This is a genomic window from Peribacillus sp. NPDC094092, assembly GCF_050279365.1.
In the GTDB taxonomy this organism is placed as follows: Bacteria; Bacillota; Bacilli; order Bacillales; family DSM-1321; genus Peribacillus.
On sequence record NZ_JBNNUC010000002.1, the window covers coordinates 322,871 to 345,649 of the forward strand.

The window sequence follows — 22,779 nt, forward strand, 5'->3', positions numbered from 1 at the left end:
TTTCTGTACCTAGCTAAAATTCAAACTATGTATCACCAAGACTATTTTCCCTTAGCTCCATGAGCAATGCCAAAATGATTTGTTTATATCAGTCTTTCAACTAAATGGAGGGTTAAAAAGGCCTTGTAGTCTTCAGGAAGCTTGATATCGCATTCACTTTCAAACATTTCAATTTCATTTGTCTTTATTGGAGCGTTAAAAGAACACGAAACGTTATAGACTTCGCCTTCCTCTACTACTGACTTCATTTGCTCTTTGTTATTTAACAATTCCTTTAGTCCCGATAATGTATTTTGTATAAAATGACTCAATTCATTAATCCCTCCATTATGTATGGTTTGGCAAAACATTCTAAATACCTTTTTTTTCAAATTAATACTTTTTGGTAGCTTTGGAATTATAGTCTTTGTGCCAATTCCTAAAGACCAGTTCAGTGTCTGAATATTTACATTAAAATTCGGGTATGATATCCTTATATGAACATAAACTAAAAACAGCCCCATGCTGGAACATGAGGCTGATAACTAGCAAGAGTGGTTGGTCACAACTAATAACTCTTAATCAGAAGAATCAGAAGAAGAACCATTTCCATCTTGGAGGGATGAGTGGTTCTTTTTCCGTTTCTTGGCGAACACAGACAGGAGAATATTTGTTGCTACTGCAACAAATATTTCTTTACCCATATCTATAATTATGTTCAATAAGAAATGTATCATGCGGTCACCTCCTTTCCCATCTATCATTAGATGGAAAAAGCAAAACTGTGACCTCCCACTCTATCCTCAGTTGTCCCTCTGTTTTATCATATCTCTCCATTATAGTAATTATTTGCTATTATTAATCATTCAATAGATAAAACAAAAATAATTGACGATTGGAAATATCTTGGTTAGAATAGGGGCAAGATTTGAAAGGAGCGATAAGCGTGGCTTTTCTACAACTATACTGATATACACACATACTATGGAAAAAACCACTTTTTATAAGGGGTTATTTGCTGTGTGTATAGGATGGATATGTTGTAGGAGTTTTGTCGTTCTACCGGATATCTATGCCGATTTTTTCCGTACACAGAGCCTTCTGTGTACTTTTTTGTTTTGGAGGGATTTTTACATGATGATGTTACTTTTCTATTGATACGAGTTTGGTAGATAAGCTCATTTCGATTACATGGTCATTCAGCGGTGACTATGAAGATGGGGGAATGAAAATTGCAGTTTTTATTATTCTTTTGATGCGGGCTTGAAATAGAAGCTCGTATCGATCCAAGCTATCGATACGAAATCACACATTTCGGAGGTAGCGAATATGGAACAAATATGTTTTGAATTGGAAAATGTCGAAGTGGCATATTTAGATAAAGAGATATTGAAGATTGAACGATTGGCTGTACATCAATTTGACCGCATCGGCATCGTCGGGAAAAATGGTGCAGGGAAAAGTACGTTACTGAAGTTACTTGCTGGAGAAATTCAACCGACAAGCGGAAAAGTAAAGGGGTACGTTGAGGGTGGCTATTTTGAGCAAGTGGAATTGCCTGCTGTTGCTGAAGCTGATCCAGCGTTACTGGGAAAATTAGCGGTTCCGCGAAATTCAGAATCGTTAAGCGGCGGTGAGCAAACAAGGCTGAAGCTTGCCCAATTGTTTACCCACTATTTTGAAGCGTTACTTATCGATGAGCCGACAACCAACTTGGACCAAGGCGGCATTTCGTTTTTACTTGATGAATTACGCTATTACTATGGTGCGCTTGTATTAATTAGTCATGACCGGGCTGTATTGGATGAACTTGTGACAACGATTTGGGAAGTGCATGAAGGCAAGGTACACGTATATTCCGGAAATTACAGCGAGTACATGGTACAGAAGCAGTTGCAACGTGAACAACAGAGACAGGCTCATGAACAATTCATAAAAGAAAGAAGCCGGCTTGAAAAAGCGGCGCAGGAAAAAATGAAAAAAGCTGAAAAAATCGCTCAAGCTGGAAGGTTGTCAAAAAAAGAGGCGAATGCCAAACCGAATAAGACGTTCATGACGAAATCGAAGGGCACAAGCCAAAAAGCCGCACAACGAGCAGCGAAGGCAATTGAGCAGCGAGCGGAAAAGCTTCAGGAAGTCGATGCTGTACAAGAGGAAAGGCAAATCGTGTTTCGCCAGTCAATGCGATTGGAATTGCATAATAAGTTCCCGATCATGGCGGACCGATTGACTCTTCAAGTGATGGAAAAAGTATTATTGGATGAAGTGAGCTTCCAGCTGCCGCTTGGTAAAAAAATAGCCATTACAGGAAGCAATGGAAGCGGTAAAAGTACTTTGCTTCACCACATTGCAAATGATGGTGCAGGCTTGACGCTTTCTCCAAAAGCGAAAATAGGTTACTTCCATCAAATGAGCTATCGATTTGCAAGAGATGAAACGGTTTTGCAATTTTTGGGAAACCGTTCTGAATATGATGAAGGATTTTTAAGAAGCGTCCTGCATTCGATGCAGTTTGTCGGGACGGATATACTGAAAAGTGTTCAAGCATTAAGTGGCGGCGAAGCGATTCGCCTCCAACTTTGTCAGTTGTTCTTAGGGGAATACAACATTCTGCTGTTAGATGAACCGACCAATTTCCTGGATATTACGGCGATTGAAGCGTTAGAACGATTTATCTTGGCATATGATGGGACGATCATATTTGTATCCCATGATCAATCGTTCATCAATCATGTAGCCGATCTTCAATATAAAATTCAGGCGAAGAAATTGGTTCAAGTCTAATGTATAAGTGAATGCCAAAATAAGCCGATAAGACAATCTCGTCGGCTTATTTGTAATCATCATTAAGGATGAATCGTAACAGGCGTCCCGATAGGAACAGTCCTTGATAATTCCTCCACGTCCCGATTATGCATGCGAATACAGCCTTTTGAGACGGCTTTACCGATCGAGCTGGGGTCATTCGTTCCATGAATGCCATAGTGCTCCTTGGATAGACTCATCCACATTGTCCCGAATGGGCCTCCGGGGTTCGGGGCTTTATTAACGATGATGAATTGTCCTACTGGTGTACCGAACAGCATTCTTCCGACAGCGATCGGATATTGTTTTTGCAGGACTCCATTTTTCAGCAGCTTCAGCTTACGATTGTTAACGGACACATCGATCTGATATGGAATGGTATCAGGAGGGGGGAAACCAGGGATCATGATGGGTTGACCAGGATAAATGACATTCGGATTGATGTTCGGGTTAGCAGCGATGATTGCCGATAGCGGTCTCCTGTAGTCCCTCGAAATCTGTGTCAGTGTTTCACCTGGTTTTACTGTATGAATCAGTCTGAACACCTCCATAAGTTATAGTTTTCATGTTACATTCTATGTGTTTTTTCAAAAGTGTTTCGTAACTCGCTGTTATCTGTTTTTAATGAAACGTATTTGTTAAGTAACTTAGCCGAAAAGAAACCGAAATGAACTTTTGATAGAATAAGTTTTTATCGAGATGGATTTTTTGTTAGTTAAAGAGGGGGAATCAGGGTGGAGGAACATGTGAAAAAGGCTTTAGTTGAATGGAATGAAGAAATCAGTGATGTGTTACATGGGATAGAAAAAGAGTATGAAGAAGTTAAGCGTGATCTTCAGGTTTATTCCTATAAATTCAATATCACCAAACAAGTTGTACAATCCACAATAAATGATGAAATCATTCGAAACATCCGTGAGCTCTATCATAAACCTTTTGAACAAAAATTGAACGAATTGAAAGAATCAATAAAAGAGCTGGAAGAAAAGAGAAAGGTTTTTCAAATGTTTGTCGATAAAATTGAAAAGGTTAGTGAAAGAGAAGAAGGAAAACCGCAAATATCAGTCATATAAGGCAGCGAAGGCTAGGATGATCATGCCGAATCTACTATTCTATACACAACCACCATGGCAGCGAATATAACTGCTTTTTTTTGCTGGAATTTGCCGAAAGCGGCCCCTTGTTTACCCAGACATCTACCAGGGTACACTATCCTATAAAAGGAAATGGGGGGATTCTATGTGGAATGCGGTCTTTTGGGGAGGGGTTTCGGGTTCTGCTGTCCTCCTTGGCGCACTAGCCGCCATCTTCATTCCGATAAAGAAAAACATCATTGGCTATATTATGGCTTTTGGTACGGGTGTATTGATTGGTGCAGCGGCATATGAGCTGCTGGCTGATTCAGTGAGTGATGGAGGAATCTGGGCGACGGCGATCGGATTCATAACAGGGGCCGCCGTATTTACCGCCTTGGATTTTCTTATTTCCAAAAAAGGTGCGGATAAAAGGAAACGGTCCAATAATAACTCCTCGAAGGAAGCGGGGCTGGCCATTTTCATCGGGACCGTGATGGATGCCATACCGGAGTCGATCATGATTGGCGCCAGCTTAATAAGCGGTGGCTCGGTAAGCTGGCTATTGGTCATTGCCATCTTCATCAGTAATATTCCGGAGGGGCTCTCAAGTACAACTGGTCTGCTCAAAAGTGATTATTCGAAGAAGAAAATCATGCTGCTGTGGTTTTCCGTATTGCTCATTTCGGCACTATCCTCGATGTCGGGCTATCTATTCCTCGATCATGCCCCGGACTATATCCTGGCAGCGATGGCCGCATTTGCAGGAGGCGGAATTATCGCCATGATTGCCTCGACGATGATGCCTGAAGCATATGAAGACGGGGGACCGATGACGGGCATATTCACCGCCGCCGGCCTGCTTATCTCTTTGGTTCTGGATTCGATGTGATAACGAAAAAGTGAGATTGTCCCCTTGGAAGGAAAGGGGGCAATTTTTTTTATAAAATCTATCATAGTAGGAATTGCATAGGCGAAATAAGGAAACCTATCTTAAAAGAATAATTGCAGGTGTTAAAATATCATTTCAAATCATACACTCTTCATATAGATTTTAGTCATTGAGGAGATGTTAGAAATGAACTTCGGGATGCAAATAGCGAATATGCTGGCCGATAATATACATGGCTTCATTACATTCGTCCGGGAAAATCATGAAAATGAAAATAACTGCTTTTGTTTAAATAGAGATAAATTGTATCAATTGAAGCTTCTTGTCGAGGAGTTCAAGTTTCAAGTATTGGCAGATGAACTTAAACGAATCAATCGGTTTACATGGGATGAAAATTACACCCATTTATTAGTTGGTAGATTCAGGAAAGGGATGGGAATCATTGAAGAATACGTTGAAAACAACTACAGTGATTTATTCATTTTTACCGCTAGACTCTATACGCTGAATAACCTCAGCTTATTATTTTCCAAGGAGGAAGAATCGGGTACAGTCCTAAGCGAATAAAAGAAGAGCACCTATTATCGTATATCATAGGTGCTCTTCTTTATTTCATTATTGGGATAGTATGCTTCCGGGCCGGGCCTATTTGCTTGGCATCGTAGAGATATATTTTTTGACCACTTCATAAACATATTCTTGATTGGCTGCTGCTGTATTGGGGTTATATTTACCGCCATTCACTTTATTATTGGATAGTACTCGTATACCTAAGAAAGGAACATCGTAAGCTTTGGCGATTTGGGCAGCCGCAGCTCCTTCCATTTCTTCAACAGATGTACCATATTTCGTATGGAACCACTTAATCCGATCCATTTCATTATTCCAAACGTCTGCAGAACCGATAGTGCCATCGACAACCTTACCTTTTGTGTAAGTATCTTTAACTGCATGAGCAGCTGCGAGTAAATCCTTATCTCCCTCGTAGAAGCGTGGTTTTTCAGCGTTAGGATCTTCTCCTGCACTTCCTTCAGAAGCCATTAGGTCCATCGGTTTCCATATGGTTGGATCGATTCCTTGGTTTTCAGCTTTATCAGCCGTTTTTAATGAACCTAGGTTTACCGTTCTTTTTCCTAAAACAATATCAAAAACGTTTAAGCTTGGATCATGTCCGCCTGATGTTCCTTGATTGATGATGGCGATAGGGTTATATCTTTCAATGGCCAATGCTGTTGCGGCAGCTGTATTTTCCATCCCTTTACCTGTTTTTGCAACGATTACAGGATAATTGTCTAACGTTCCAATGTAAAATACAAAATCTCCTGATTTTTCTTCTTTAACATTTTTTAATCTTTTCGCGAAATTTTCAGCTTCGATTGGCATTGGACCTTGGATCATTATAGGCCTTTGAGTCTTTTTTTCGACCGTTTCATTTTTGGAAGCGGAACTGCATGCTGCAATCACCGACACGAAAAGTAACGTGATGATTCCTAATATCGTGTACTTTTTGAACATGTTTTTTCTCATATAAATTCTCCTTAAAACATATTATTCGATTGTTTGATACACTCGCAGTTCGGTCAAAGAAAAAGGTCCAGAACGGCAGAGTGATTACTGCCTTCTAGACCTACGATAGTCAAAGTAATGGTGATTAAGCAAAATCATTATAGTGCTAAATCATTAGCTGCTCAAGAATGCAAGCAGCCGAATACTTTAACCCGTAGTCTAGTTCTTCACCGGGAACCAGGTAGAAACGCTCAGACCATATTTCCGAGCATATACGAGTAAATGACGATTATTACTTTGCTAATATAACAAACAAATAATAGATAATCAATAAAAAATGAACATTAAAATACAAATTTAATTTAATGTTCGTGTTTAATGAGGTCTATTTCGTTAAAATTGCTGATTTATTAAAAGGTAAATAAGGTTTTAGTGAGGTTTGGATACGATCATTATGTGGATAATTTTCGAATAGTATAATTTAAAGGCCGAGTCAAAGATAGAGAATTCGGATGTGTCTCATCCCGAACCATAATTTTAAAACAAGACTATGGTTTTTTAGTATTATGAAAACCTCATTGGATGGAAGAAATTTGCGGCACTCCTGCCGAATGACTGGCTAGCCGAGGAGGCTTGGCAGACAATCGGCGGAAAGGGAGCGGGTTTCTGAAATCAAACGGGAACATTTTTTAGAAAAAACTGTAGGCAAGCCCGCTTTCTCCGGTTTTGTCTACAGTCTGAAACAGGTAGAATAATCTGCTTAATTATTGGCTTAATCGATTTCGTAGAATCCAATTACGGTATTACGGATCTTTCAAAGGGGTATTTTCATGTCCAAGCATTTGAAATAGGCTTTGTCAGGGTCTATCATGATCTGCCAAAGTTATGACGACATTTCCCTTTTTATGTCCTTGTTCTACATATCTATGAGCTTCGGGAATCTGTTCCAGCGGGTAGCGTTTATCAATGACCGATTTTATTGTTCCAGTTTCGATAAGCTCCTTGAGGAGCATTAAATCTTCCGTAAGTATCTTTGCTATTCCTTGCCCTTCGACGGACACATATCGCCCGTTCGGGGTCAGTGCTTTCTTGCAGGCGGCTTTCGAGCTTTTCCCTACTGCATCAAAGATGATGTCATATCGCTCTTGTCTTTCCGTGAAATCCTCCTCCGTATAATCAATTACCTCATCGGCTCCCAATGATTTCACCAATTCAAAATTAGCGGCACTGCATACTCCGGTAACGTCTGTTCCAAAGTATTTGGCAAGCTGTACGGCTGAAGTTCCTACTGAACCGGATGCTCCGTAGATGAGGACTTTTTGTCCGTCCTGAATCTTGGCTTTTCTGAAAAAATGAAGGGCTGTCGTTCCCCCAAAAGAAACGGCGGCCGCTTCCTCATAGCTCACATTGGCAGGCATCATCGCCATGGTTCCGTCTTCAGGTAAACATGTGTATTCGGCATGAGCCCCGAAATTCATTCCAGTCATGGCAAAAACCTGGTCGCCTTTTTTGAATTTTTTCACATTCCTGCCCGTTTCCTCTATTTCCCCGGCCAGCTCCACTCCGAGTATCGATTTTCGCGGTTTTCTAAGCCCCAAGAAGATCCGCATTGGCAGCCATAATAAGAGGGGGCTCTTGAAACTCCGCACTCTTATGTCCCCTGAAGCCACTGTTGCCGCATGAACCTTTACGAGAACTTCGTTGTCCTTGGGTATTGGTTTTGCCACCTCTTGGAGTTCCAGTACATCGGGTGAACCGTATTTTGTGCATATCATTGCTTTCATCGCGAGTCTCCTTAGTTTTTGATACAATCTTTTAATACTATGTTTGAAGCTGTAATATAAAACTACATGTAAGCGAAATGGAAAAATGAATGCTTAAAAGCAGCAGGTATTTGTCCGGCATCGCTCAGGGGCAAGTGCTCGCTGAGCGGTCGAAACCTTATGGGACATTCTATAAGACAAAGGAGCTAAAAGTATGGTCATTAATGAAAGACCGAGAAGAATAATTTTAGATTTAGCAGTTACTTTAGATGGATTTATTGAAGGGTCGAAAGGGGAAGTGGACTGGTGCATTATGGACCCTGAAATGGGATTCACGGATTTCTTAAAGGATATTGATACCATTTTTTATGGAAGAAAAAGCTATGATTTATGGGGCCAATATACCCCAGAGAATGAGGTATCCGATACTGAAAAAGAAATGTGGAAATTGGTGCATGGCAAAGAAAAATTCATGTTTTCCAAAACAAAAAAAAGCACTGATGATCAAGTGACAATCATAAATGATCATATTGTTGAAGAAGTAAATAAATTAAAGAAAAAGCCTGGTAAAGACATCTGGCTTTATGGCGGGGCCAGTCTTATTACATCTTTTATAAGGTTTGGGCTGGTTGATGAATTTAGGTTATCTGTCCACCCTGTTGTTTTAGGGGAAGGGAAACCTTTGTTTATTGACATGAAGGAGAGATTGAATCTAAAACTGGTTGATACAAAAAGATTTTCCTCTGGCGTTGTTCAACTTTGCTATCATCTTAATGAATTGTAATGTAAATGATCAAAATTTTTTTATGAAAAATTCATATTTATATCCATTTTTTAAAAATGATGAATTCACGATATCGACAAAAACTGCAGGTATATCTCCGAAAATGGAGATATACGAGGAAATCCATAAATAAGGCTAGTAAGGTATCCATACATGAAGTGTGGGTGCCTTTTTTATTTGATTTGCAATTTATAAATTATAAAATGCAATATATATGTTGCGAAAAGTAAAATAAATCATATAATGGGAGTAACCGATGGAATTAAATGGAGGTCGATGGAAGATGGATTTATTTAAACGAACGAAAAAGATCACGGATGAGCGGGTGGAGCATGTAAGAAATAAAATTTATAAAGAAATGTCTTACGTCATCTTGGCCATTTGCCTGGTAAGTGCACTTTTTAAACTATATAAATATGGTGCAGGCAGCGGGGAGCTATATCTGGAAGGCGTGATCCTTGCTGCAGGAGGGCTGTATTACTTAGCCCGTTCCATTTTTTTGGGTGTATTATGGGATGAAGTGGAAATGCATGACCGCACAAGCAAAACACCGATGAGCAAGAAGACGATTCTGGGTACGGTTGCTTTAGCACTCATCATCGCTATATTCATGGGGGTGAATAGTGCCGTAAATTATGCGGATGGCAGTTCCCAGGGCATATGGTATTTTGTATTGGTATCGTTTGTATCCGTTATGATCTATTTACCGATTTTACTTTTGTTTTTTGGCGGTATATACTTGCTTGCGAAGAAAGTCGGAATGAAAAATAGTGAAGATAATAAGAAATTGTAGGTGCCTTCCGTTGAAAAATATGAAACTGAAGCTTGCGAGAGTAGAAAAGGACTTGTCACAAGATGAACTGGCCAAGATTGTCGGCGTTTCCAGGCAAACGATTGGATTGATTGAATCTGGAAAGTATAATCCCTCCTTAAGTTTGTGTGTCGGAATTTGTAAAGCATTATCGCGTACATTGGACGATTTGTTTTGGGAGGAAGACTGATTAGGGGTATCCATTGACTTGGATATCTTTTTTTTAGGAATTTATCAGCAAAGAATGGGGGAAGGTATAGCATGTAAGCAAAAATCTAACATTCGAGAGGGATGGTTTGATGGATCGTACGATTGGTTACTTACGTGAGATATTATCTAACTATACGGACCAATATCCTGAAGCGCAGGAAATTTATAATAAAATCAAAAGCGGGCATTTTCATTCTGAAGAAGAACTCGTCAATAAGCTATCCGGCAGAGAATCCAGCCTCCTTAACCATATTCTTCCTAAGGAAATCAAGCATGCGAAGGAAGCGAGTGATACGGAACGGGTCACGCAATTATCAGAGGTATATGAACTGATTATAATATGATGAAACCTTGTCCATGAAGTTCATGGACAAGGTTTTGTTGGTTTTTTTATTCCATTTCACTAAGTGAATCCATATGACTGGCGATCATGGCGATGATCGTGCTTGCTTCTTCCTTGCTGAAAATGAAATTCGTTTCATCCTTTATCAAGTCATCATCCGCTGTCCGAATCCGGTTGATCCGTTTCAGCACACCATCACCTGTTTCCTGAACGATACCGAATTGGTAGGTGACCTCCACTTCATTATCCTGGATATAGGCGGTCACTTCAGGCGTTTCCCAATCTACATCGATTTCGTATATATCGGAATCTCCGCCGTCTGGATCATACAAATCATCATTTTCATCTTCCATATCCATATCATATTCGTAATCGGCATCATCCTCTTCCAAATAATTATGGAAGCTCTCATGGACGGCATCGACGATATCTTCAATGTCTGAAAGGATGACCTTGCTAATCTGCCCTAAATCCGGCTCAAACGATTCCATATAAAATTCTTCATTATATGGATCAAAAAACAGCGTGGAAAAATAATCCCGCTCATTGTCATCCAGCTCTGTATAAAACTCGATCCGTGGATGCTTCGACCCGCGCTCCACGATCATACTGCCATTACGGTCGTATTTCTCACAAATCGATTGAAGATGATCCTGCAATTCCCCGCTAACTCTGTCAAACCACTCTAATGACATCAACATCCACATCCTTTCGTGATTATTATTTCCCAGAAAACACGAACATGACGTGCCATTTAAAGCCAAATGCCATTTGTTCTCGCACAAATAAAACCAGTTATAAAAAAATAATTCAAAGGGAAAATAAGACGACTAACATAAACGGTATTTGGATTTATTTTATGAAAAACTCCCTACAGAATATAAGGATCTTTTAGCAATTTGTGAATGAAGCAGAAGGAAGGTCTACTGGCATTACGGCCAGCATATCATCTTCCTGCAGGGGTATCGTAGTTAAATAAAAGGTCCAATTCGAATAAGGCCGCTTTGCCATTTCTTTGTGCTTTTCAGTCCCAGATATAAGTATAGCCAAGTTCTTCGGCAGCTTTTGTGAAACTGCCTGTTATTATGGTTTTGATAAAAGCATAATACGAATTCAACCCCACTAACCCCTTTTCATTTGTTATTCTGATAAAGCTATTATAAAAATGGTTTTACTAATGTAAATGGAAGAAATAAAATATAGTAGTGAAGAATTATTAGGTCAGGAGTTGAAGTACGAAATAATGAGTATTAACGTTAAATACCGAAATATTATTCAAGCGTTTTTTATGGCTTTTAGTATGTCCTTTTTATTTCATTTATATTAGTCTCAATAAATAGTGGGTATGATCATATATTTTTATCTACTTGGATAAAAACTTGGTCACAGGCTTTTATCTGTGCTTTCTTTGGAGCTTACTTTTTTCCGAGGGTAATACAACGAATAATGAGAAAAATTAATTTTGTAGAAACGCCAATAATCGAGAAAGATTTTTTAGTAAGAAAAGAAGACAGTAAGAATTAAAATTTGGTGAAATATTGTTTTGAAGAGGTTTCCTGAAAATGGTAATAATATGTATTTTATAGAGCTGCCCACATGATGGGGAGCTTTTTATGTGTTTCCCCTGAAAAATTTTAAGGCCATGCTACTTTCATCCTGAAAAAGTTTATATAGAGTGTGAAAGGGGGTGAGTGATATGGCAAGTCAGATTCCAGTATCAAGTACGTTGCGGATCGATTTTGAGACGGGTTTAAATGAAAAAGGGGCTCTCGTTTTCAAGCGGAGGGCATTTTCGAACATCAAGGTCGAGGCGACGGCGGATCAGTTATTTTCGGCAGCTATTGCGATTGCAAGTGTGCAGAATTATCCAATGGGTGAAGTGACCCGGGTGGATACGCATTCATTGATTGGCTAATCGGTTTTGTGGCCGTTCGAGGGGGAGGTGATTTGAAATGGCTAAAGTACTGGAATTGATTTTCGTTACGGAGGAAGGGAAGTCGGCGACGATTTCCGTTGATAACCCGAAGGAGCCGGTCCAGGTAAATACGATTAAACTGGCAATGGAAAAAATCATTGCGGGGAATGTGTTCGTTACATCTTCCGGGGATTTCATCGATTTGAAGGCGGCCCGCCTTGTCGAGCGGAATGTCGAGGAAGTGGAACTTGTCTGACGGACGGGAGAGTCATCTTGTTGGACAAACATGAATTGAGGTGAATAAAAAGTGGATCAAATCCTGCCATTTGTCAGTGATATCGGGTTCCCGATCATTGTTACCCTTTATTTGCTTCATAGGATTGAAACGAAATTGGATACTTTGAATGAAACCCTTGTAGAGCTGCCGGATCGCTTGCGAGAAGGGATTCCCAAGTAGGTTAGGAAGCATCATGAGTGATACCATTCATGGTGCTTTTTCCTTTTGAAATGGAAAAGTTTTAATAGATGCTAGTTTCATATCAAAACTATCGGGTATACATAAGACTGTAGCTAGTTCATAAAAATCCCAAACAATAAGGAGGAGTTTTAATGACTAACAACAATGAAAAAATGAGCAGGGAAGAAGCTGGCCGCAAAGGCGGGGAAGCGACAGCGAAAAATCATGATAAGGAATTTTTCCAAGAGATTGGACAAAAAGGCGGAGAGGCCACTTCCAAAAATCATGATAAGGATTTCTATCAGGAAATTGGCAAAAAGGGCGGAGAGGCTCGAGCCGATCAACGTGATGGGTCCGATGATTGAAAAATGAGCAAGGAAGAAACAGGTGTCGCCGCTAAATAAAAGAAGCGACCTGAAGCATTTAGCTGATTCTAACTTTATAGCTGTTCAAGCGGGTACATGACATATGTAGCTAGTTCACTGAAAATCCAAATAATAAGGAGGAATTTTTAATGACTAACAACAATGATAAAATGAGTCGTGAAGAAGCAGGCCGTAAGGGTGGAGAAACAACAGCGAAAAATCATGATAAGGAATTCTATCAAGAGATTGGCCAAAAAGGCGGAGAAGCAACATCCGAAAATCATGATAAGGAATTCTATCAGGAAATCGGCCAAAAAGGCGGAGAAGCAACATCCGAAAATCATGATAAGGAATTCTATCAGGAGATTGGCCAAAAAGGCGGAGAAGCAACATCCGAAAATCATGATAAGGAATTCTATCAGAAGATTGGCCAAAAAGGCGGAGAAGCGACATCCGAAAATCATGATAAGGAATTCTATCAGGAAATCGGCCAAAAAGGCGGAGAGTCAAGGGCCAATCAACGAGATGGTGACGGCAGCTCTGACGGTTCCGGTGATGGGAAAATGAGCCGTGAAGAAGCAGGACGAAAAGGCGGGGAAAAAAGCCGCCGTTAACATATAATCCATGAAACACATAAAAAACCGAGGGAGTGCATTCCCTCGGTTTTTTATGCCCTCAGCAAATGTCCCGCTTTAATTCCCTTCACAGCACATTACAAAGTGTGCTTGGAGATTAAAGTGGGTAAAGAAAAAACATCCAGAAAAGAAAGAGGTGATATGAAGTTGATTGTCCATTATTCATTTCCCCGTTTAAAAGTAGGCGGAATTACATTCACTGCACGGCATTCATTGCTTGCTCTTGGTCTTGCGGGCCTCGCTTATCTCATTTCCAATAAGAGGAAGCACCAAGCGGTATTCAACACGGCTTCCTTGATGTGTAAGATCGAACGGAAAGAAGATACCATTAAGCTTATGTGGCCTGATGAAGGTGGTTTCTATCGGGTATTCAGGGGGCAAGAGCAGATTTACAGCGGCCCGGAGCCAAGGGTGGCAGATCGGGGACTGACTCCAGGAACCATCTATACGTACACGATAGATGGCTTGAATGAAAAAGAACAGGCAGTGAACAGGATGAAAATACAGACATCAACGACCGCCGCGAATAAAAAAGAGGATAATATCCTTTTGGATTTGGTATTCACGACGATTGTCGCGAAAGGCCAAGCCAGCCTGGAATGGGAGCCCATCAAAGGTATAAAAGAGTATCGGATTTACCGAAACGGCGTGGATATTGGGAAAGTGGGCGGATGTTCCTTCAGTGACCGGAGCATTAGTGAGGATCAGGAATACACATATACCATTAAAGCCAAGCGGCCCCTTCCGCGTTCAGAGCAGGAGTCTTATGCCGTGAAATCCCTTGTGGCGAGTATTGTCGGAGCCGTAAAAAAAGGTTCATCACAAGAACAGGCAGCGATCGAGGAAATTACGAATACAAAAAAGATAGGACCTGTAAAACAGCTATTGCAGCCAGTCGAAAACGACGTGGATGCTAAAAAGAAAAGAAATTGGCAGCTGCGCTATTCCACCTTTTTACCGGAAGAGTGGCTGAAAAACCCCAATCTTGCTTCAAAGGTTCCCTATTTTAAAGGAGACAACCGCGGGTTCGATCCTGAATCACCCCGATACAGGACTAGGGTCGATGTGTACATTCACGAAAAGGAAAGTGAAGCCGAAATTGAATGTACCAAAGCAGTCGGGAAAAGTGAGGGCTACAATCATGATGGGGATTTCCTCGAAGAAGGAGTGGCATCGGATGAAGACATTGCAGTGAAGCATGTATCATCCAATCATGAAAAAACGACGATTCAGCTGACACACTCTGTAGGCAACCCAATCATCATTTCTCCTTCCGTGGACTATAAAGTGATCGGGACCTTTTACCGAAATGGCGAAGTCAATATAGCCGGGTATCATGATCAGGCACCGCATCACGAAGTCTACCTAAAGGAGGCAGATGAACAAAACTGGGCCCCCCTGCACCTAGCGGAAAACAAAGGGCTCGAAATGATGGCTCATCCAACGGCCAACCATTTATGGAGATACTCCACATTTACACATTGAAAAGACGAAAAGCATTCTAATACAAAAAAACAAAAAGGACCTCGAATGCTTGAAGTCATTTTTGCCTGTTAATGAGGTCTTTTTTATAAAAATCGCTTTCGAACACTTGGCGACGGCAGCATACAGCTTTCTTCTTTCTTTCCGAACCATTTGTAACGGTTCCTGGCAATGAAATCATAAACGAAGTTCCGGATGAAGCTAGGAACGATGATGAAACCGTAAAGTAATTTCCATGCCCCTTGTAAGCGGCGGCAAATCCTCAAGGCTGCAGACGATTTATAGTAGGCCTTATCCCTTTCGATCAGCACCATACTATCTATATCTGCAGGAACATCATACTTCTTCAGCAACTCTTGTCCCGCCTCACTTTGAAGTGAAGCGTAATGAAAAAGCCCCTGCGGGTCCCGCTTTATGATGAACTGGACACTCGAATCGCAAAAGTTGCATTCACCATCAAATAAAATGACCGGATTCATGAACATTCCTCCTATAGAGAGACGTTATCATACTCATGCTTCTATATTACACTACCCGTTTTGGTAAGGCGAAAACGTGATTTGAAATTTCCGGCAAGTCACTAAACGGGGGCGTTTGCATGGCGCAATTGGCGGTTGGACCTGTGATGCAGTTTTCTGTTATCAAACTGTTATTTTCCATTAACTATCCTGTAAACAAGCTATGATATGGTAGATACTCCACTGAATTTCCTTTAGTAAAAAAGCCGGCAATCCTTTTTTAGAGGAAAGCCGGTTTTTTCATTCAAAACATAATGAAGGATTAGGAGATATAATGAGCAGTGTCTTTATAGGAGGTAAGATTTAATGAAACGTGATCCTTATTTTGATAATGCGAAAGCTATTTTAATCGTACTAGTGGTTTTGGGACACACATTAGCTCGAATGGTAGAAGAAAATGAATGGATTTTAGCGATCTATTTGTTTGTTTTTTCATTCCATATGCCAGCTTTCATTTTAGTATCCGGCTATTTTTCAAGAAAGATAAAAAGTAAAAAGGACCTCTGGATGCTGATAAAAAAAATATTAATTCCCTATGTAATATTCCAGGTGATTTATACCTTCTATTACCAGAAGTTATTTGATGAACCAATTGAATTCACAATATTGACTCCAAGATGGGCCTTATGGTTCTTAATAAGCTTATTCTGTTGGAATTTATTGTTGTCAATATTTACCTCTAGGAAATATGGAATCGTTTTTTCGATCATTGTATCTCTAATAATTGGTTATATGGGTGAAGTAAATGAATGGTTAAGTTTGTCGAGAACGTTCTTTTTCTTTCCTTTCTTTTTAATTGGACATTTTTTAGAAAAAGATCATTTTGAATGGGTTAAAAAGAAAAGGAATGCCCTAATAGGCTGGGGTGTGCTAGGGTTAATCTTTACCGGCATTTATTTCTTTGGTGACATCACTTGGAGAGAATGGTTTTATGGTCGTTTAAGCTATAAGGAATTAATGGAGGGTTCCATTGCCCTCGGTTTTATATATAAGTTGATCGTGTATTTAATCATGGGAGCCGCAACGTATTGCTTTCTTTGTATTGTTCCTAGAAAGCAAACATTTTTTACTGAAATAGGATCCATTACATTAGTTATTTATCTTTTTCATATGTTTATTCTGGAATATGTTTATAACTCATTTATTTATGATTGGATCAAAGAAAGTGGTCAATATTATGTTTTATTAGCCATATCTGTAATGATTATATTTATATTATCAAGAAAGCCGATTGTAAAAGTGGAATGTATGTTAATAGGAATGAAAATGAAAACATAACGGAATTTTAATACCTATAAAGTAACCAGCCCTTCAGTTTGAAGGGGCCAGAATGTAGACAAATTTGATGAAATACAAGTTTGTCTACATTTTTATTTAGGATTATAAAACCTAGCTTTCCGAAGGCGGTCCGGAACGGTTTCATCTCGAGCCATGATTTTAATACAAGACTAGATTATCCTTCATGTTTTTTACTGTAATCCTTATTGGATTGAAGAAATTTGCGACACTCCTGCCGAATTACTGGCTAGCCGAGACACCGCAGCCGCTTGCGGCGAGGAGGCTTGGCAGACAGTCGGCGGAAAGGGAGCGGATTTCTGAAATCAACTGGAACGTTTTTTAAATAAAAAAACTGCAGTCAAACTCGCTTTTCTTAGAGTTTGTCTACGGTGTGAGCCCTTCAGTTTGAAGGGTTTTTTTCATGAAAAGAAATTGCCAAGATATTTGGCGATCTGCAAAAAAATCTATTTAAAGGGGATAAATGGAGGCTCCACTAAAAGGGTTACAACCCTTATAAAGTTATTTCAGGAAAGAAAATGAAGGACATTAACCGAAATGTTTCCAAAATTATTAAGGGGTAATTACTTTTGTATTTCACTTTCAATAAAACATCTTTTAACTTTCAGATTTATTTTATTATGACTATATAAGATTTTTACTATCATTAAAGGAGAGGCATATGAAAAAGTTTTTCTTCATCATCATGTTGGCTTTAATCCCCTTCGCCTCTACGACTGTAAGTGCAGAATCTGACTTACCTCTCAATAGTGAAGCAGGGATCATTATTGATGCGAAAAGTGGGAATGTATTATACGAAAAAAATATGAATAAAAGTATGTATCCAGCCAGTCTAACGAAAGTTGCCACGGCTATATATGCTATAGAACACGGGGATCAGAACGAACTGGTGACTATAAGCAAAAAAGCAGCGGAGGCAGACGGGTCTTCGGTATTTATTGAACCTGGGGAGAAAATAGAGCTTTCCAAATTAATTGCAGGAATGCTGATCAACTCCGGAAATGATGCAGCCATTGCAATTGCCGAGCATATGTCCGGCAGTGAAAAACTGTTCATGGAAGATTTGAATGAGTTTTTAATAAAAGAAGTGAACGTCACCGATACTCATTTTACGAACCCCCATGGATTATTTGACAAAGACCATGTAACGACAGCCAGTGACCTTGCGAAAATTACCCAGTATGCAATGAAAAATGAAACGTTCCGTGAGTACTTTGGGAAGAAGGCGTTACCATGGGAAGTTGAAACATGGGACACTACTCTAGTTACCCATCATAAAATGTTAAAGGGCGAACGCCCATATAAGGGAATAACCGGCGGGAAAACCGGTTTCGTCAGTAGATCCGGTTACACCCTGATCACTACTGCCACTAGAGAAGAACAGGAATTGATCGCTGTCACTCTAAAAGCTCCTTTAGACAAAGTCGCCTACTCTGATACCGAGCTTTTATTAAACTATGGCTTTGAAAACTTTAAATCAGGCAAAATCGATAAAAAAAGCAAACTTTATTCAGCGGACTACGCTCATTCCTACAAGCTGAACGAAGACTTATACTATACTCATTTAATCAGTGATCAACCTAGTCTGAAAACGAGTAATGATGGAATTCTTTCAATCATGAACCAAGAAGGGAAAGCAATCGAATCCTTTGACCTTAAAACGGTCGCTGATGTCAGGAACACAGTATTGCCTGCCCCAATTAAAAAAGAAACAATCAATGATAAGATAATAATAAAATTCTCTGTCCCATCTCTAGGTTTGGGAGGATTTTAGAACTCGTTACTAAAGAAACTCACTGACTGGCTATCAGGGGCATTACTGACTATACATACCCTGCTTTTAAATAATATAAACAATAAAAGAGTGCACGTCTCATGACAATGAGGTGTACTCTTTTTTATGATGATAACAGGACAGGAATATTCTTATAAAGATACCGCAACCGAATTGGAAATGGAGTATATGACCATAATAGTGTTAAATAAAACTATTAGGGATGATTTCATGATGTATATCTATAATGATTATGGGGGCACACATACCACATCTTTGGCTGCCGCATATCATTTAAAGCAATTACCTCAATCGGAAAGAAAATTAACTTCGGAAGAAATATTAAATGTGAAATATTTTAATAAATTAACGAAGGAAGATGCAGGAAAGCTGATTTTTCGCGGGATCGATGAAGAGGGCAACTCTGTTTATACAATTGGACATAGAAGCGACAAACTTGTGGTTCCTTCATTAAAAGAATTGACTTTACTACTGGAAGAGAAATTTCATTTTAACGAAGTAATCGTATTCTCCAATACTTCACCAACTGTACCTATTGCCATGTCCATAGGGGGATTTTTATCAAGGGCATTAAAAATCGATTTTTTAGGTGTGCCATTATTGCTTATAGGTGCCAAACAATGCTGTGATAATATTTTTCGGCTGGTTGAAAATACGAAACAAATCGGAAAAGCAGCGAATGGGGAAAAAGTGATTATATTGGAAAATGAAATATATAAATAACATTATTAAATGTTTGATCTCTGTGGATGCCGGAATTGAATGGGAAGTAATAGGATATACACTTTAATAACCTTGACTGTCGATTATAAGTCAACGATTGATGTTGGCTTTTTTGTTTCGCTTCAGGATGGACAAGGGTTGCTGTAAAAGACATCTTTACATGGAAATAACGGATGCGCTAGCTGAAGATCAGCGCTGTTTGCTTGATCTCAGAAAATTTCGATTTTACCCCCGAAAAAATAACCCCGAAAGATCGGGGTTATTTTTTATTTACTTGACGTCCGCTTTTTTTGGAGCTCTGTGAACTTGTGTTTCCTATTTGAAATTCATTACCTAGTTCAACATCATTTCTTTTATCCTGTTTCTCGATTTGCTTTCTCGTTTGATCCTTGTTTTGCATCCCTTGTTTAGACAATGCGTATCCATCTCGCTTTCAATGTTATTGTTTTTAATATGCGCAAGTATAAGGAAACTACGTATTATTATTTTAAAAATAATTCTTGGACTGAAAATCGGAGCTGTCTTTAAGGGCGGTTTTTTTGTGCAACTAACGGGGCAGGATCGTACAACAAGGGATGAATTTTTGAAGAGAATGGTAATTGAGATGAAACAAACAATAAACCGCCACCCGAAAGTGGAGGTTTATTATTGAATCGGGGAAATTACTGTTCTTTTAAGCTGGTTACAGAAACACTTTGTTTTTTATTCGGATCATCAAGGGGATGGATTGTAGCTATTCCATTCTGTTCATCCACATGTTCGATGTAGATACTTTCCTCATTATAGGTTACATTGACCATATTTGGTGAAGAAGCAATTTCTTCCGCTCGTTGTGCGTTCATTTTAGCCACCTCCTTTGAATTTGCAACATGTATAATATTTGTTCCGAATTACTTAGATATACTTGTTGTAATTAAAATTCTTCCAAGAATCCCTCCCTTACTTAACTAACTGGTGCGTCAGCAGAAGGTCGAGTTATATTTAAGGCAGCTTATAATCATTTAGAAGACCATGGCATAGTTCAAAAGATAAAAATCAGTGGTTTGATATAATTACAGAACATTTAAAAAACAAGGGAGTGTAAAAATGATGATTAAAGGATTTTCGATTTCTACTAATAAAAAGTATTTAGATGTAGATGTAATACATGGTTTTTTGAATCAAGAAGCTTACTGGTCAAAGGGAATACCAAAGGAAACAGTAATGAAGTCGATTGAAAATACGACCTTATGTTTTGGGGTTTATAAAGGTGTAGTAGGTAATGAAGGTAGTGAACAAGTTGGGTTTGCAAGGGTAATAACGGATTTAGCGACACATGCATACCTGTGCGATGTGTTTATAGTACCTGACTATCGTAAAATGGGATTATCAAAATGGTTAATGGAGGTCATCACCAACCATTCCGAACTGGAAGGGGTCCGCAGGTTTATGTTAGCTACTAATGATGCACATTCATTATATGAAAAATACGGTTTTAATCAGATCGACAATCCAGAGCTATTTATGCAAAAAGTTCGTAAATCTCCATATTAACAATAAGCTTATTTTCATTAAACGGGTGCGAAGGGGAGTAGAGCCTGCATAATAAGTGCACAGAATGTCGGATGGTTCGTTTAAATTCCTGCTATTCTTTTGATATAAGGAGGTCATTGAATGGATTTGCTGAAAAATATGAATGGTGCCATTGCATTCATAGAAGAAAATCTTACGAACGAAATTGACTTTAAAGAAGTTGCAAGGCTAGCTTATTGCTCGGAATATCATTTTAAAAGGATGTTTTCCTTCCTTGCAGGTATTTCACTATCCGAGTATATCCGCCGGAGACGACTTACACTTGCAGCGTTTGAGCTAAAGGATAACAACATTAAGGTCATTGATCTGGCGATAAAGTACGGATACAGTTCGCCTGACTCTTTTGCAAGAGCGTTTCACCATTTGCATGGGATCACACCATCAGAAGCGAGAAGTAATGGCCATTCACTTAAAGCCTATCCACCGATGTCCTTCCAATTATCCATTAAAGGAGGCAGTGAAATGAACTATCGAATTGAAGAGAAAGAAGCATTTCACATTATTGGAATTAAAAAAAGAGTTCCAATCATTTTTAACGGGGTTAATCCAGAGATTGCATCCATGTGGGAAAGCTTAGACGAGAAAACGATAAATGAACTTAAAAGCCTATCGAATGTCGAGCCATTGGGGCTGCTTAGTGCATCTGCGAATTTTTCCGAGGGCCGCATGGAGGAAAAAGGGGAGCTTGACCATTATATCGGCGCAGCGACAACGAGGGATTGTCCAGATCACTTAACACAGCTTGAAGTTGATGCATCTACATGGGCAGTATTCGAAGCGGTAGGTCCCTTTCCTGAAACACTGCAAAATGTATGGGGACGTATTTATTCCGAATGGTTTCCATCCTCTAACTATGAACAAAGGGAAGGACCGGAAATCCTTTGGAACGAAAATAAAGATATAGCCTCGCCAACATTTAGAAGTGAAATATGGATCCCCGTTTTGAAAAAGTGAGGATGGACGAAATATTTATTCGAAAAGCTGTCTTATGGCAGCTTTTTCTTATGTAACAAACAGGTCAGGATAGCAGTATTTGCTATAACAAGCTGCTTGCTATTGTTTTACAAAAACGACTAGATGGACTAAGTAAACCTATGGCGGGCAGATGGATGGGAACTAAAGATTGAATAATAGCTGTAATGTTATAAATTACCGGTAATTAATGAACGAACGGGTGCTTAGCTGAAGTTCGGAGCTGTCTTTATCACCGGCACCCTGAACGTTAGCAAATGGCTCGGCTCAGCGGTACAACCTTTTAAGGCCCGCGGATACAACCGACCTTTAATTATAATTACGGTCAAATCTCTTGCAGCGATTTGATCTTTTTATTTGTTTTTATAAGAATAACATAAGCAGAACAAATGTTCCAGTATAAAAGTGTAAAATTATTACTTTTTTTAAAAATTTCGTAAAGGGAATTGTTGATTCTCTTGAAGAATTAAAGGGCAGGGCAGTCGAATTCTTAAGATGGGAGGGAACAGCTTGCTTGAAAAAATTTGAAGGAGATTAACGATGGATAGGTATTTGTTTTCAGAGGTACTTGTGAAGTTGAATAATTCATCTTTTGGGAACTAAAAAAGTACTTTGATCAAGTACGGCATCAAAGTACTTTCTATTTAATAAACTACCAATTACCCCAAAAGTCCTCATCGCAGCGTTTTTTCTTACACCAATCGTGGTGCTCGTCCTCATCGCAGCGTTTTTTCTTCTTACAGCAATCATGATGTTCACTATCGCAGCGTTTTTTCTTCTTGCAGCAATCATGATGTTCATTATCGCAGCGTTTTTTCTTCTTGCAACAATCATGATGTTCATTATCGCAGTGTTTTTTCTTCTTGCAGCAATCATGATGTTA

General features: G+C 39.3%; 29 protein-coding genes, 1 pseudogene and 1 riboswitch. Of the genes and pseudogenes, 21 read left to right on the plus strand and 9 right to left on the minus strand.

The window, feature by feature from the left end:
- Nucleotides 1–83: 83 nt before the first annotated feature.
- Together ACQKNS_RS10520 and ACQKNS_RS10525 are read right to left on the minus strand one after the other, a co-directional pair.
- The gene (locus ACQKNS_RS10520; RefSeq protein ID WP_427642684.1) at nt 84–311 is read right to left on the minus strand and encodes an SMI1/KNR4 family protein; all 228 of its coding nucleotides are present in this window, start codon (nt 309–311) and stop codon (nt 84–86) included.
- Nucleotides 312–557: 246 nt separating this feature from the next.
- Nucleotides 558–716, minus strand: coding sequence for a hypothetical protein (locus ACQKNS_RS10525; protein ID WP_427642686.1), 159 nt, complete (start codon nt 714–716; stop codon nt 558–560).
- A gap of 592 nt (nt 717–1,308) precedes the next feature.
- On the opposite strand from ACQKNS_RS10525, the gene ACQKNS_RS10530 reads away from it, so the two are divergent.
- On the plus strand, nt 1,309–2,763 hold the full coding sequence (locus tag ACQKNS_RS10530) for an Msr family ABC-F type ribosomal protection protein (protein ID WP_427642687.1): 1,455 nt from the start codon (nt 1,309–1,311) through the stop codon (nt 2,761–2,763).
- Nucleotides 2,764–2,825: 62 nt separating this feature from the next.
- Here the strand turns inward: ACQKNS_RS10530 and ACQKNS_RS10535 are convergent, their stop codons facing one another.
- Complete coding sequence (locus ACQKNS_RS10535) at nt 2,826–3,320, minus strand: L,D-transpeptidase family protein (protein ID WP_427644161.1); 495 nt, start codon at nt 3,318–3,320, stop codon at nt 2,826–2,828.
- Nucleotides 3,321–3,518: 198 nt separating this feature from the next.
- Between ACQKNS_RS10535 and ACQKNS_RS10540 the strand changes: the two genes are divergently transcribed.
- The 3 genes from ACQKNS_RS10540 to ACQKNS_RS10550 all read left to right on the plus strand — a co-directional run bounded on the left by ACQKNS_RS10540 (nt 3,519) and on the right by ACQKNS_RS10550 (nt 5,316).
- Nucleotides 3,519–3,857: a hypothetical protein gene (locus ACQKNS_RS10540; RefSeq protein ID WP_427642689.1), complete on the plus strand. Its 339-nt coding sequence runs from the start codon at nt 3,519–3,521 to the stop codon at nt 3,855–3,857.
- A gap of 166 nt (nt 3,858–4,023) precedes the next feature.
- Nucleotides 4,024–4,749: a ZIP family metal transporter gene (locus ACQKNS_RS10545; RefSeq protein ID WP_427642690.1), complete on the plus strand. Its 726-nt coding sequence runs from the start codon at nt 4,024–4,026 to the stop codon at nt 4,747–4,749.
- A 186-nt stretch (nt 4,750–4,935) separates the two neighbouring features.
- On the plus strand, nt 4,936–5,316 hold the full coding sequence (locus ACQKNS_RS10550) for a hypothetical protein (RefSeq protein ID WP_427642691.1): 381 nt from the start codon (nt 4,936–4,938) through the stop codon (nt 5,314–5,316).
- 78 nt (nt 5,317–5,394) lie between these two features.
- On the opposite strand, the gene ACQKNS_RS10555 is transcribed toward ACQKNS_RS10550, so the two are convergent.
- Both ACQKNS_RS10555 and ACQKNS_RS10560 read right to left on the minus strand, forming a co-directional pair.
- Complete coding sequence (locus ACQKNS_RS10555) at nt 5,395–6,276, minus strand: 5'-methylthioadenosine/S-adenosylhomocysteine nucleosidase (protein WP_427642693.1); 882 nt, start codon at nt 6,274–6,276, stop codon at nt 5,395–5,397.
- Nucleotides 6,277–6,450: 174 nt separating this feature from the next.
- A riboswitch (purine riboswitch) is annotated at nt 6,451–6,553 on the minus strand.
- 559 nt (nt 6,554–7,112) lie between these two features.
- Complete coding sequence (locus tag ACQKNS_RS10560) at nt 7,113–8,039, minus strand: NAD(P)-dependent alcohol dehydrogenase (protein WP_427642694.1); 927 nt, start codon at nt 8,037–8,039, stop codon at nt 7,113–7,115.
- A 193-nt stretch (nt 8,040–8,232) separates the two neighbouring features.
- Between ACQKNS_RS10560 and ACQKNS_RS10565 the strand changes: the two genes are divergently transcribed.
- The 4 genes from ACQKNS_RS10565 (at nt 8,233) to ACQKNS_RS10580 (ending at nt 10,167) form a co-directional block, all read left to right on the plus strand.
- Nucleotides 8,233–8,802, plus strand: coding sequence for a dihydrofolate reductase family protein (locus tag ACQKNS_RS10565; protein WP_427642695.1), 570 nt, complete (start codon nt 8,233–8,235; stop codon nt 8,800–8,802).
- Nucleotides 8,803–9,085: 283 nt separating this feature from the next.
- The gene (locus tag ACQKNS_RS10570) at nt 9,086–9,595 is read left to right on the plus strand and encodes a DUF6773 family protein (RefSeq protein WP_427642697.1); all 510 of its coding nucleotides are present in this window, start codon (nt 9,086–9,088) and stop codon (nt 9,593–9,595) included.
- Between the two features lie 10 nt (nt 9,596–9,605).
- On the plus strand, nt 9,606–9,803 hold the full coding sequence (locus ACQKNS_RS10575) for a helix-turn-helix transcriptional regulator (protein ID WP_427642699.1): 198 nt from the start codon (nt 9,606–9,608) through the stop codon (nt 9,801–9,803).
- A 109-nt stretch (nt 9,804–9,912) separates the two neighbouring features.
- Entirely contained in the window at nt 9,913–10,167 is a 255-nt protein-coding gene (locus ACQKNS_RS10580) for a sigma-G-dependent sporulation-specific acid-soluble spore protein CsgA (protein ID WP_427642701.1), read from the plus strand.
- Nucleotides 10,168–10,213: 46 nt separating this feature from the next.
- Here the strand turns inward: ACQKNS_RS10580 and ACQKNS_RS10585 are convergent, their stop codons facing one another.
- Nucleotides 10,214–10,861 (minus strand): hypothetical protein, encoded by a 648-nt coding sequence (locus ACQKNS_RS10585; protein WP_427642703.1) that lies wholly within the window; start codon nt 10,859–10,861, stop codon nt 10,214–10,216.
- Nucleotides 10,862–11,519: 658 nt separating this feature from the next.
- Here ACQKNS_RS10585 and ACQKNS_RS10590 point away from each other — a divergent pair.
- The 7 genes and pseudogenes from ACQKNS_RS10590 (at nt 11,520) to ACQKNS_RS10620 (ending at nt 15,023) form a co-directional block, all read left to right on the plus strand.
- Complete coding sequence (locus ACQKNS_RS10590) at nt 11,520–11,690, plus strand: hypothetical protein (protein WP_427644162.1); 171 nt, start codon at nt 11,520–11,522, stop codon at nt 11,688–11,690.
- A gap of 172 nt (nt 11,691–11,862) precedes the next feature.
- Nucleotides 11,863–12,081 (plus strand): DUF1659 domain-containing protein, encoded by a 219-nt coding sequence (locus tag ACQKNS_RS10595; protein ID WP_427642705.1) that lies wholly within the window; start codon nt 11,863–11,865, stop codon nt 12,079–12,081.
- Between the two features lie 37 nt (nt 12,082–12,118).
- Entirely contained in the window at nt 12,119–12,337 is a 219-nt protein-coding gene (locus tag ACQKNS_RS10600; RefSeq protein ID WP_427642707.1) for a DUF2922 domain-containing protein, read from the plus strand.
- A gap of 51 nt (nt 12,338–12,388) precedes the next feature.
- A complete protein-coding gene (locus ACQKNS_RS10605; RefSeq protein ID WP_144528260.1) occupies nt 12,389–12,538 on the plus strand; it encodes a YvrJ family protein in 150 nt (49 codons plus the stop codon).
- A gap of 152 nt (nt 12,539–12,690) precedes the next feature.
- A pseudogene (locus ACQKNS_RS10610) lies at nt 12,691–12,888 on the plus strand (KGG domain-containing protein); the annotation flags it as partial.
- A 164-nt stretch (nt 12,889–13,052) separates the two neighbouring features.
- Nucleotides 13,053–13,517: a KGG domain-containing protein gene (locus tag ACQKNS_RS10615; RefSeq protein ID WP_427642709.1), complete on the plus strand. Its 465-nt coding sequence runs from the start codon at nt 13,053–13,055 to the stop codon at nt 13,515–13,517.
- 123 nt (nt 13,518–13,640) lie between these two features.
- Nucleotides 13,641–15,023, plus strand: coding sequence for a DUF3238 domain-containing protein (locus ACQKNS_RS10620; protein WP_427642711.1), 1,383 nt, complete (start codon nt 13,641–13,643; stop codon nt 15,021–15,023).
- 83 nt (nt 15,024–15,106) lie between these two features.
- On the opposite strand, the gene ACQKNS_RS10625 is transcribed toward ACQKNS_RS10620, so the two are convergent.
- Entirely contained in the window at nt 15,107–15,499 is a 393-nt protein-coding gene (locus ACQKNS_RS10625; protein ID WP_137020835.1) for a thiol-disulfide oxidoreductase DCC family protein, read from the minus strand.
- A 345-nt stretch (nt 15,500–15,844) separates the two neighbouring features.
- Between ACQKNS_RS10625 and ACQKNS_RS10630 the strand changes: the two genes are divergently transcribed.
- From ACQKNS_RS10630 to ACQKNS_RS10645, 4 genes are all read left to right on the plus strand, one after another.
- Nucleotides 15,845–16,816, plus strand: coding sequence for an acyltransferase family protein (locus ACQKNS_RS10630; RefSeq protein ID WP_427642714.1), 972 nt, complete (start codon nt 15,845–15,847; stop codon nt 16,814–16,816).
- Between the two features lie 184 nt (nt 16,817–17,000).
- Entirely contained in the window at nt 17,001–17,159 is a 159-nt protein-coding gene (locus ACQKNS_RS10635; protein ID WP_427642716.1) for a hypothetical protein, read from the plus strand.
- A 336-nt stretch (nt 17,160–17,495) separates the two neighbouring features.
- Entirely contained in the window at nt 17,496–18,608 is a 1,113-nt protein-coding gene (locus ACQKNS_RS10640) for a D-alanyl-D-alanine carboxypeptidase family protein (RefSeq protein WP_427642718.1), read from the plus strand.
- Between the two features lie 231 nt (nt 18,609–18,839).
- Nucleotides 18,840–19,352, plus strand: coding sequence for a DUF3189 family protein (locus tag ACQKNS_RS10645; RefSeq protein WP_427644163.1), 513 nt, complete (start codon nt 18,840–18,842; stop codon nt 19,350–19,352).
- A gap of 662 nt (nt 19,353–20,014) precedes the next feature.
- Here the strand turns inward: ACQKNS_RS10645 and ACQKNS_RS10650 are convergent.
- The gene (locus ACQKNS_RS10650) at nt 20,015–20,194 is read right to left on the minus strand and encodes a small acid-soluble spore protein H (RefSeq protein ID WP_076364174.1); all 180 of its coding nucleotides are present in this window, start codon (nt 20,192–20,194) and stop codon (nt 20,015–20,017) included.
- A 244-nt stretch (nt 20,195–20,438) separates the two neighbouring features.
- On the opposite strand from ACQKNS_RS10650, the gene ACQKNS_RS10655 reads away from it, so the two are divergent.
- A complete protein-coding gene (locus ACQKNS_RS10655) occupies nt 20,439–20,885 on the plus strand; it encodes a GNAT family N-acetyltransferase (protein WP_427642720.1) in 447 nt (148 codons plus the stop codon).
- A 120-nt stretch (nt 20,886–21,005) separates the two neighbouring features.
- Complete coding sequence (locus ACQKNS_RS10660) at nt 21,006–21,878, plus strand: AraC family transcriptional regulator (RefSeq protein ID WP_427642723.1); 873 nt, start codon at nt 21,006–21,008, stop codon at nt 21,876–21,878.
- A gap of 603 nt (nt 21,879–22,481) precedes the next feature.
- Here the strand turns inward: ACQKNS_RS10660 and ACQKNS_RS10665 are convergent.
- On the minus strand, nt 22,482–22,779 hold a 298-nt coding region (locus ACQKNS_RS10665; RefSeq protein WP_427642725.1), incomplete at its 5' end, for a hypothetical protein.

Coding starts and splice junctions, on each gene's coding strand:
- ACQKNS_RS10525 (WP_427642686.1), bottom strand. CDS start 716: ATGATACATTTCTTATTGAACATAATTATAGATATGGGTAAAGAAATA.
- ACQKNS_RS10530 (WP_427642687.1), top strand. CDS start 1,309: ATGGAACAAATATGTTTTGAATTGGAAAATGTCGAAGTGGCATATTTA.
- ACQKNS_RS10545 (WP_427642690.1), top strand. CDS start 4,024: ATGTGGAATGCGGTCTTTTGGGGAGGGGTTTCGGGTTCTGCTGTCCTC.
- ACQKNS_RS10550 (WP_427642691.1), top strand. CDS start 4,936: ATGAACTTCGGGATGCAAATAGCGAATATGCTGGCCGATAATATACAT.
- ACQKNS_RS10555 (WP_427642693.1), bottom strand. CDS start 6,276: ATGAGAAAAAACATGTTCAAAAAGTACACGATATTAGGAATCATCACG.
- ACQKNS_RS10560 (WP_427642694.1), bottom strand. CDS start 8,039: ATGAAAGCAATGATATGCACAAAATACGGTTCACCCGATGTACTGGAA.
- ACQKNS_RS10565 (WP_427642695.1), top strand. CDS start 8,233: ATGGTCATTAATGAAAGACCGAGAAGAATAATTTTAGATTTAGCAGTT.
- ACQKNS_RS10570 (WP_427642697.1), top strand. CDS start 9,086: ATGGATTTATTTAAACGAACGAAAAAGATCACGGATGAGCGGGTGGAG.
- ACQKNS_RS10580 (WP_427642701.1), top strand. CDS start 9,913: ATGGATCGTACGATTGGTTACTTACGTGAGATATTATCTAACTATACG.
- ACQKNS_RS10585 (WP_427642703.1), bottom strand. CDS start 10,861: ATGTCATTAGAGTGGTTTGACAGAGTTAGCGGGGAATTGCAGGATCAT.
- ACQKNS_RS10595 (WP_427642705.1), top strand. CDS start 11,863: ATGGCAAGTCAGATTCCAGTATCAAGTACGTTGCGGATCGATTTTGAG.
- ACQKNS_RS10600 (WP_427642707.1), top strand. CDS start 12,119: ATGGCTAAAGTACTGGAATTGATTTTCGTTACGGAGGAAGGGAAGTCG.
- ACQKNS_RS10615 (WP_427642709.1), top strand. CDS start 13,053: ATGACTAACAACAATGATAAAATGAGTCGTGAAGAAGCAGGCCGTAAG.
- ACQKNS_RS10625 (WP_137020835.1), bottom strand. CDS start 15,499: ATGAATCCGGTCATTTTATTTGATGGTGAATGCAACTTTTGCGATTCG.
- ACQKNS_RS10630 (WP_427642714.1), top strand. CDS start 15,845: ATGAAACGTGATCCTTATTTTGATAATGCGAAAGCTATTTTAATCGTA.
- ACQKNS_RS10635 (WP_427642716.1), top strand. CDS start 17,001: ATGTTTTTTACTGTAATCCTTATTGGATTGAAGAAATTTGCGACACTC.
- ACQKNS_RS10640 (WP_427642718.1), top strand. CDS start 17,496: ATGAAAAAGTTTTTCTTCATCATCATGTTGGCTTTAATCCCCTTCGCC.
- ACQKNS_RS10645 (WP_427644163.1), top strand. CDS start 18,840: ATGATGTATATCTATAATGATTATGGGGGCACACATACCACATCTTTG.
- ACQKNS_RS10650 (WP_076364174.1), bottom strand. CDS start 20,194: ATGAACGCACAACGAGCGGAAGAAATTGCTTCTTCACCAAATATGGTC.
- ACQKNS_RS10655 (WP_427642720.1), top strand. CDS start 20,439: ATGATGATTAAAGGATTTTCGATTTCTACTAATAAAAAGTATTTAGAT.
- ACQKNS_RS10660 (WP_427642723.1), top strand. CDS start 21,006: ATGGATTTGCTGAAAAATATGAATGGTGCCATTGCATTCATAGAAGAA.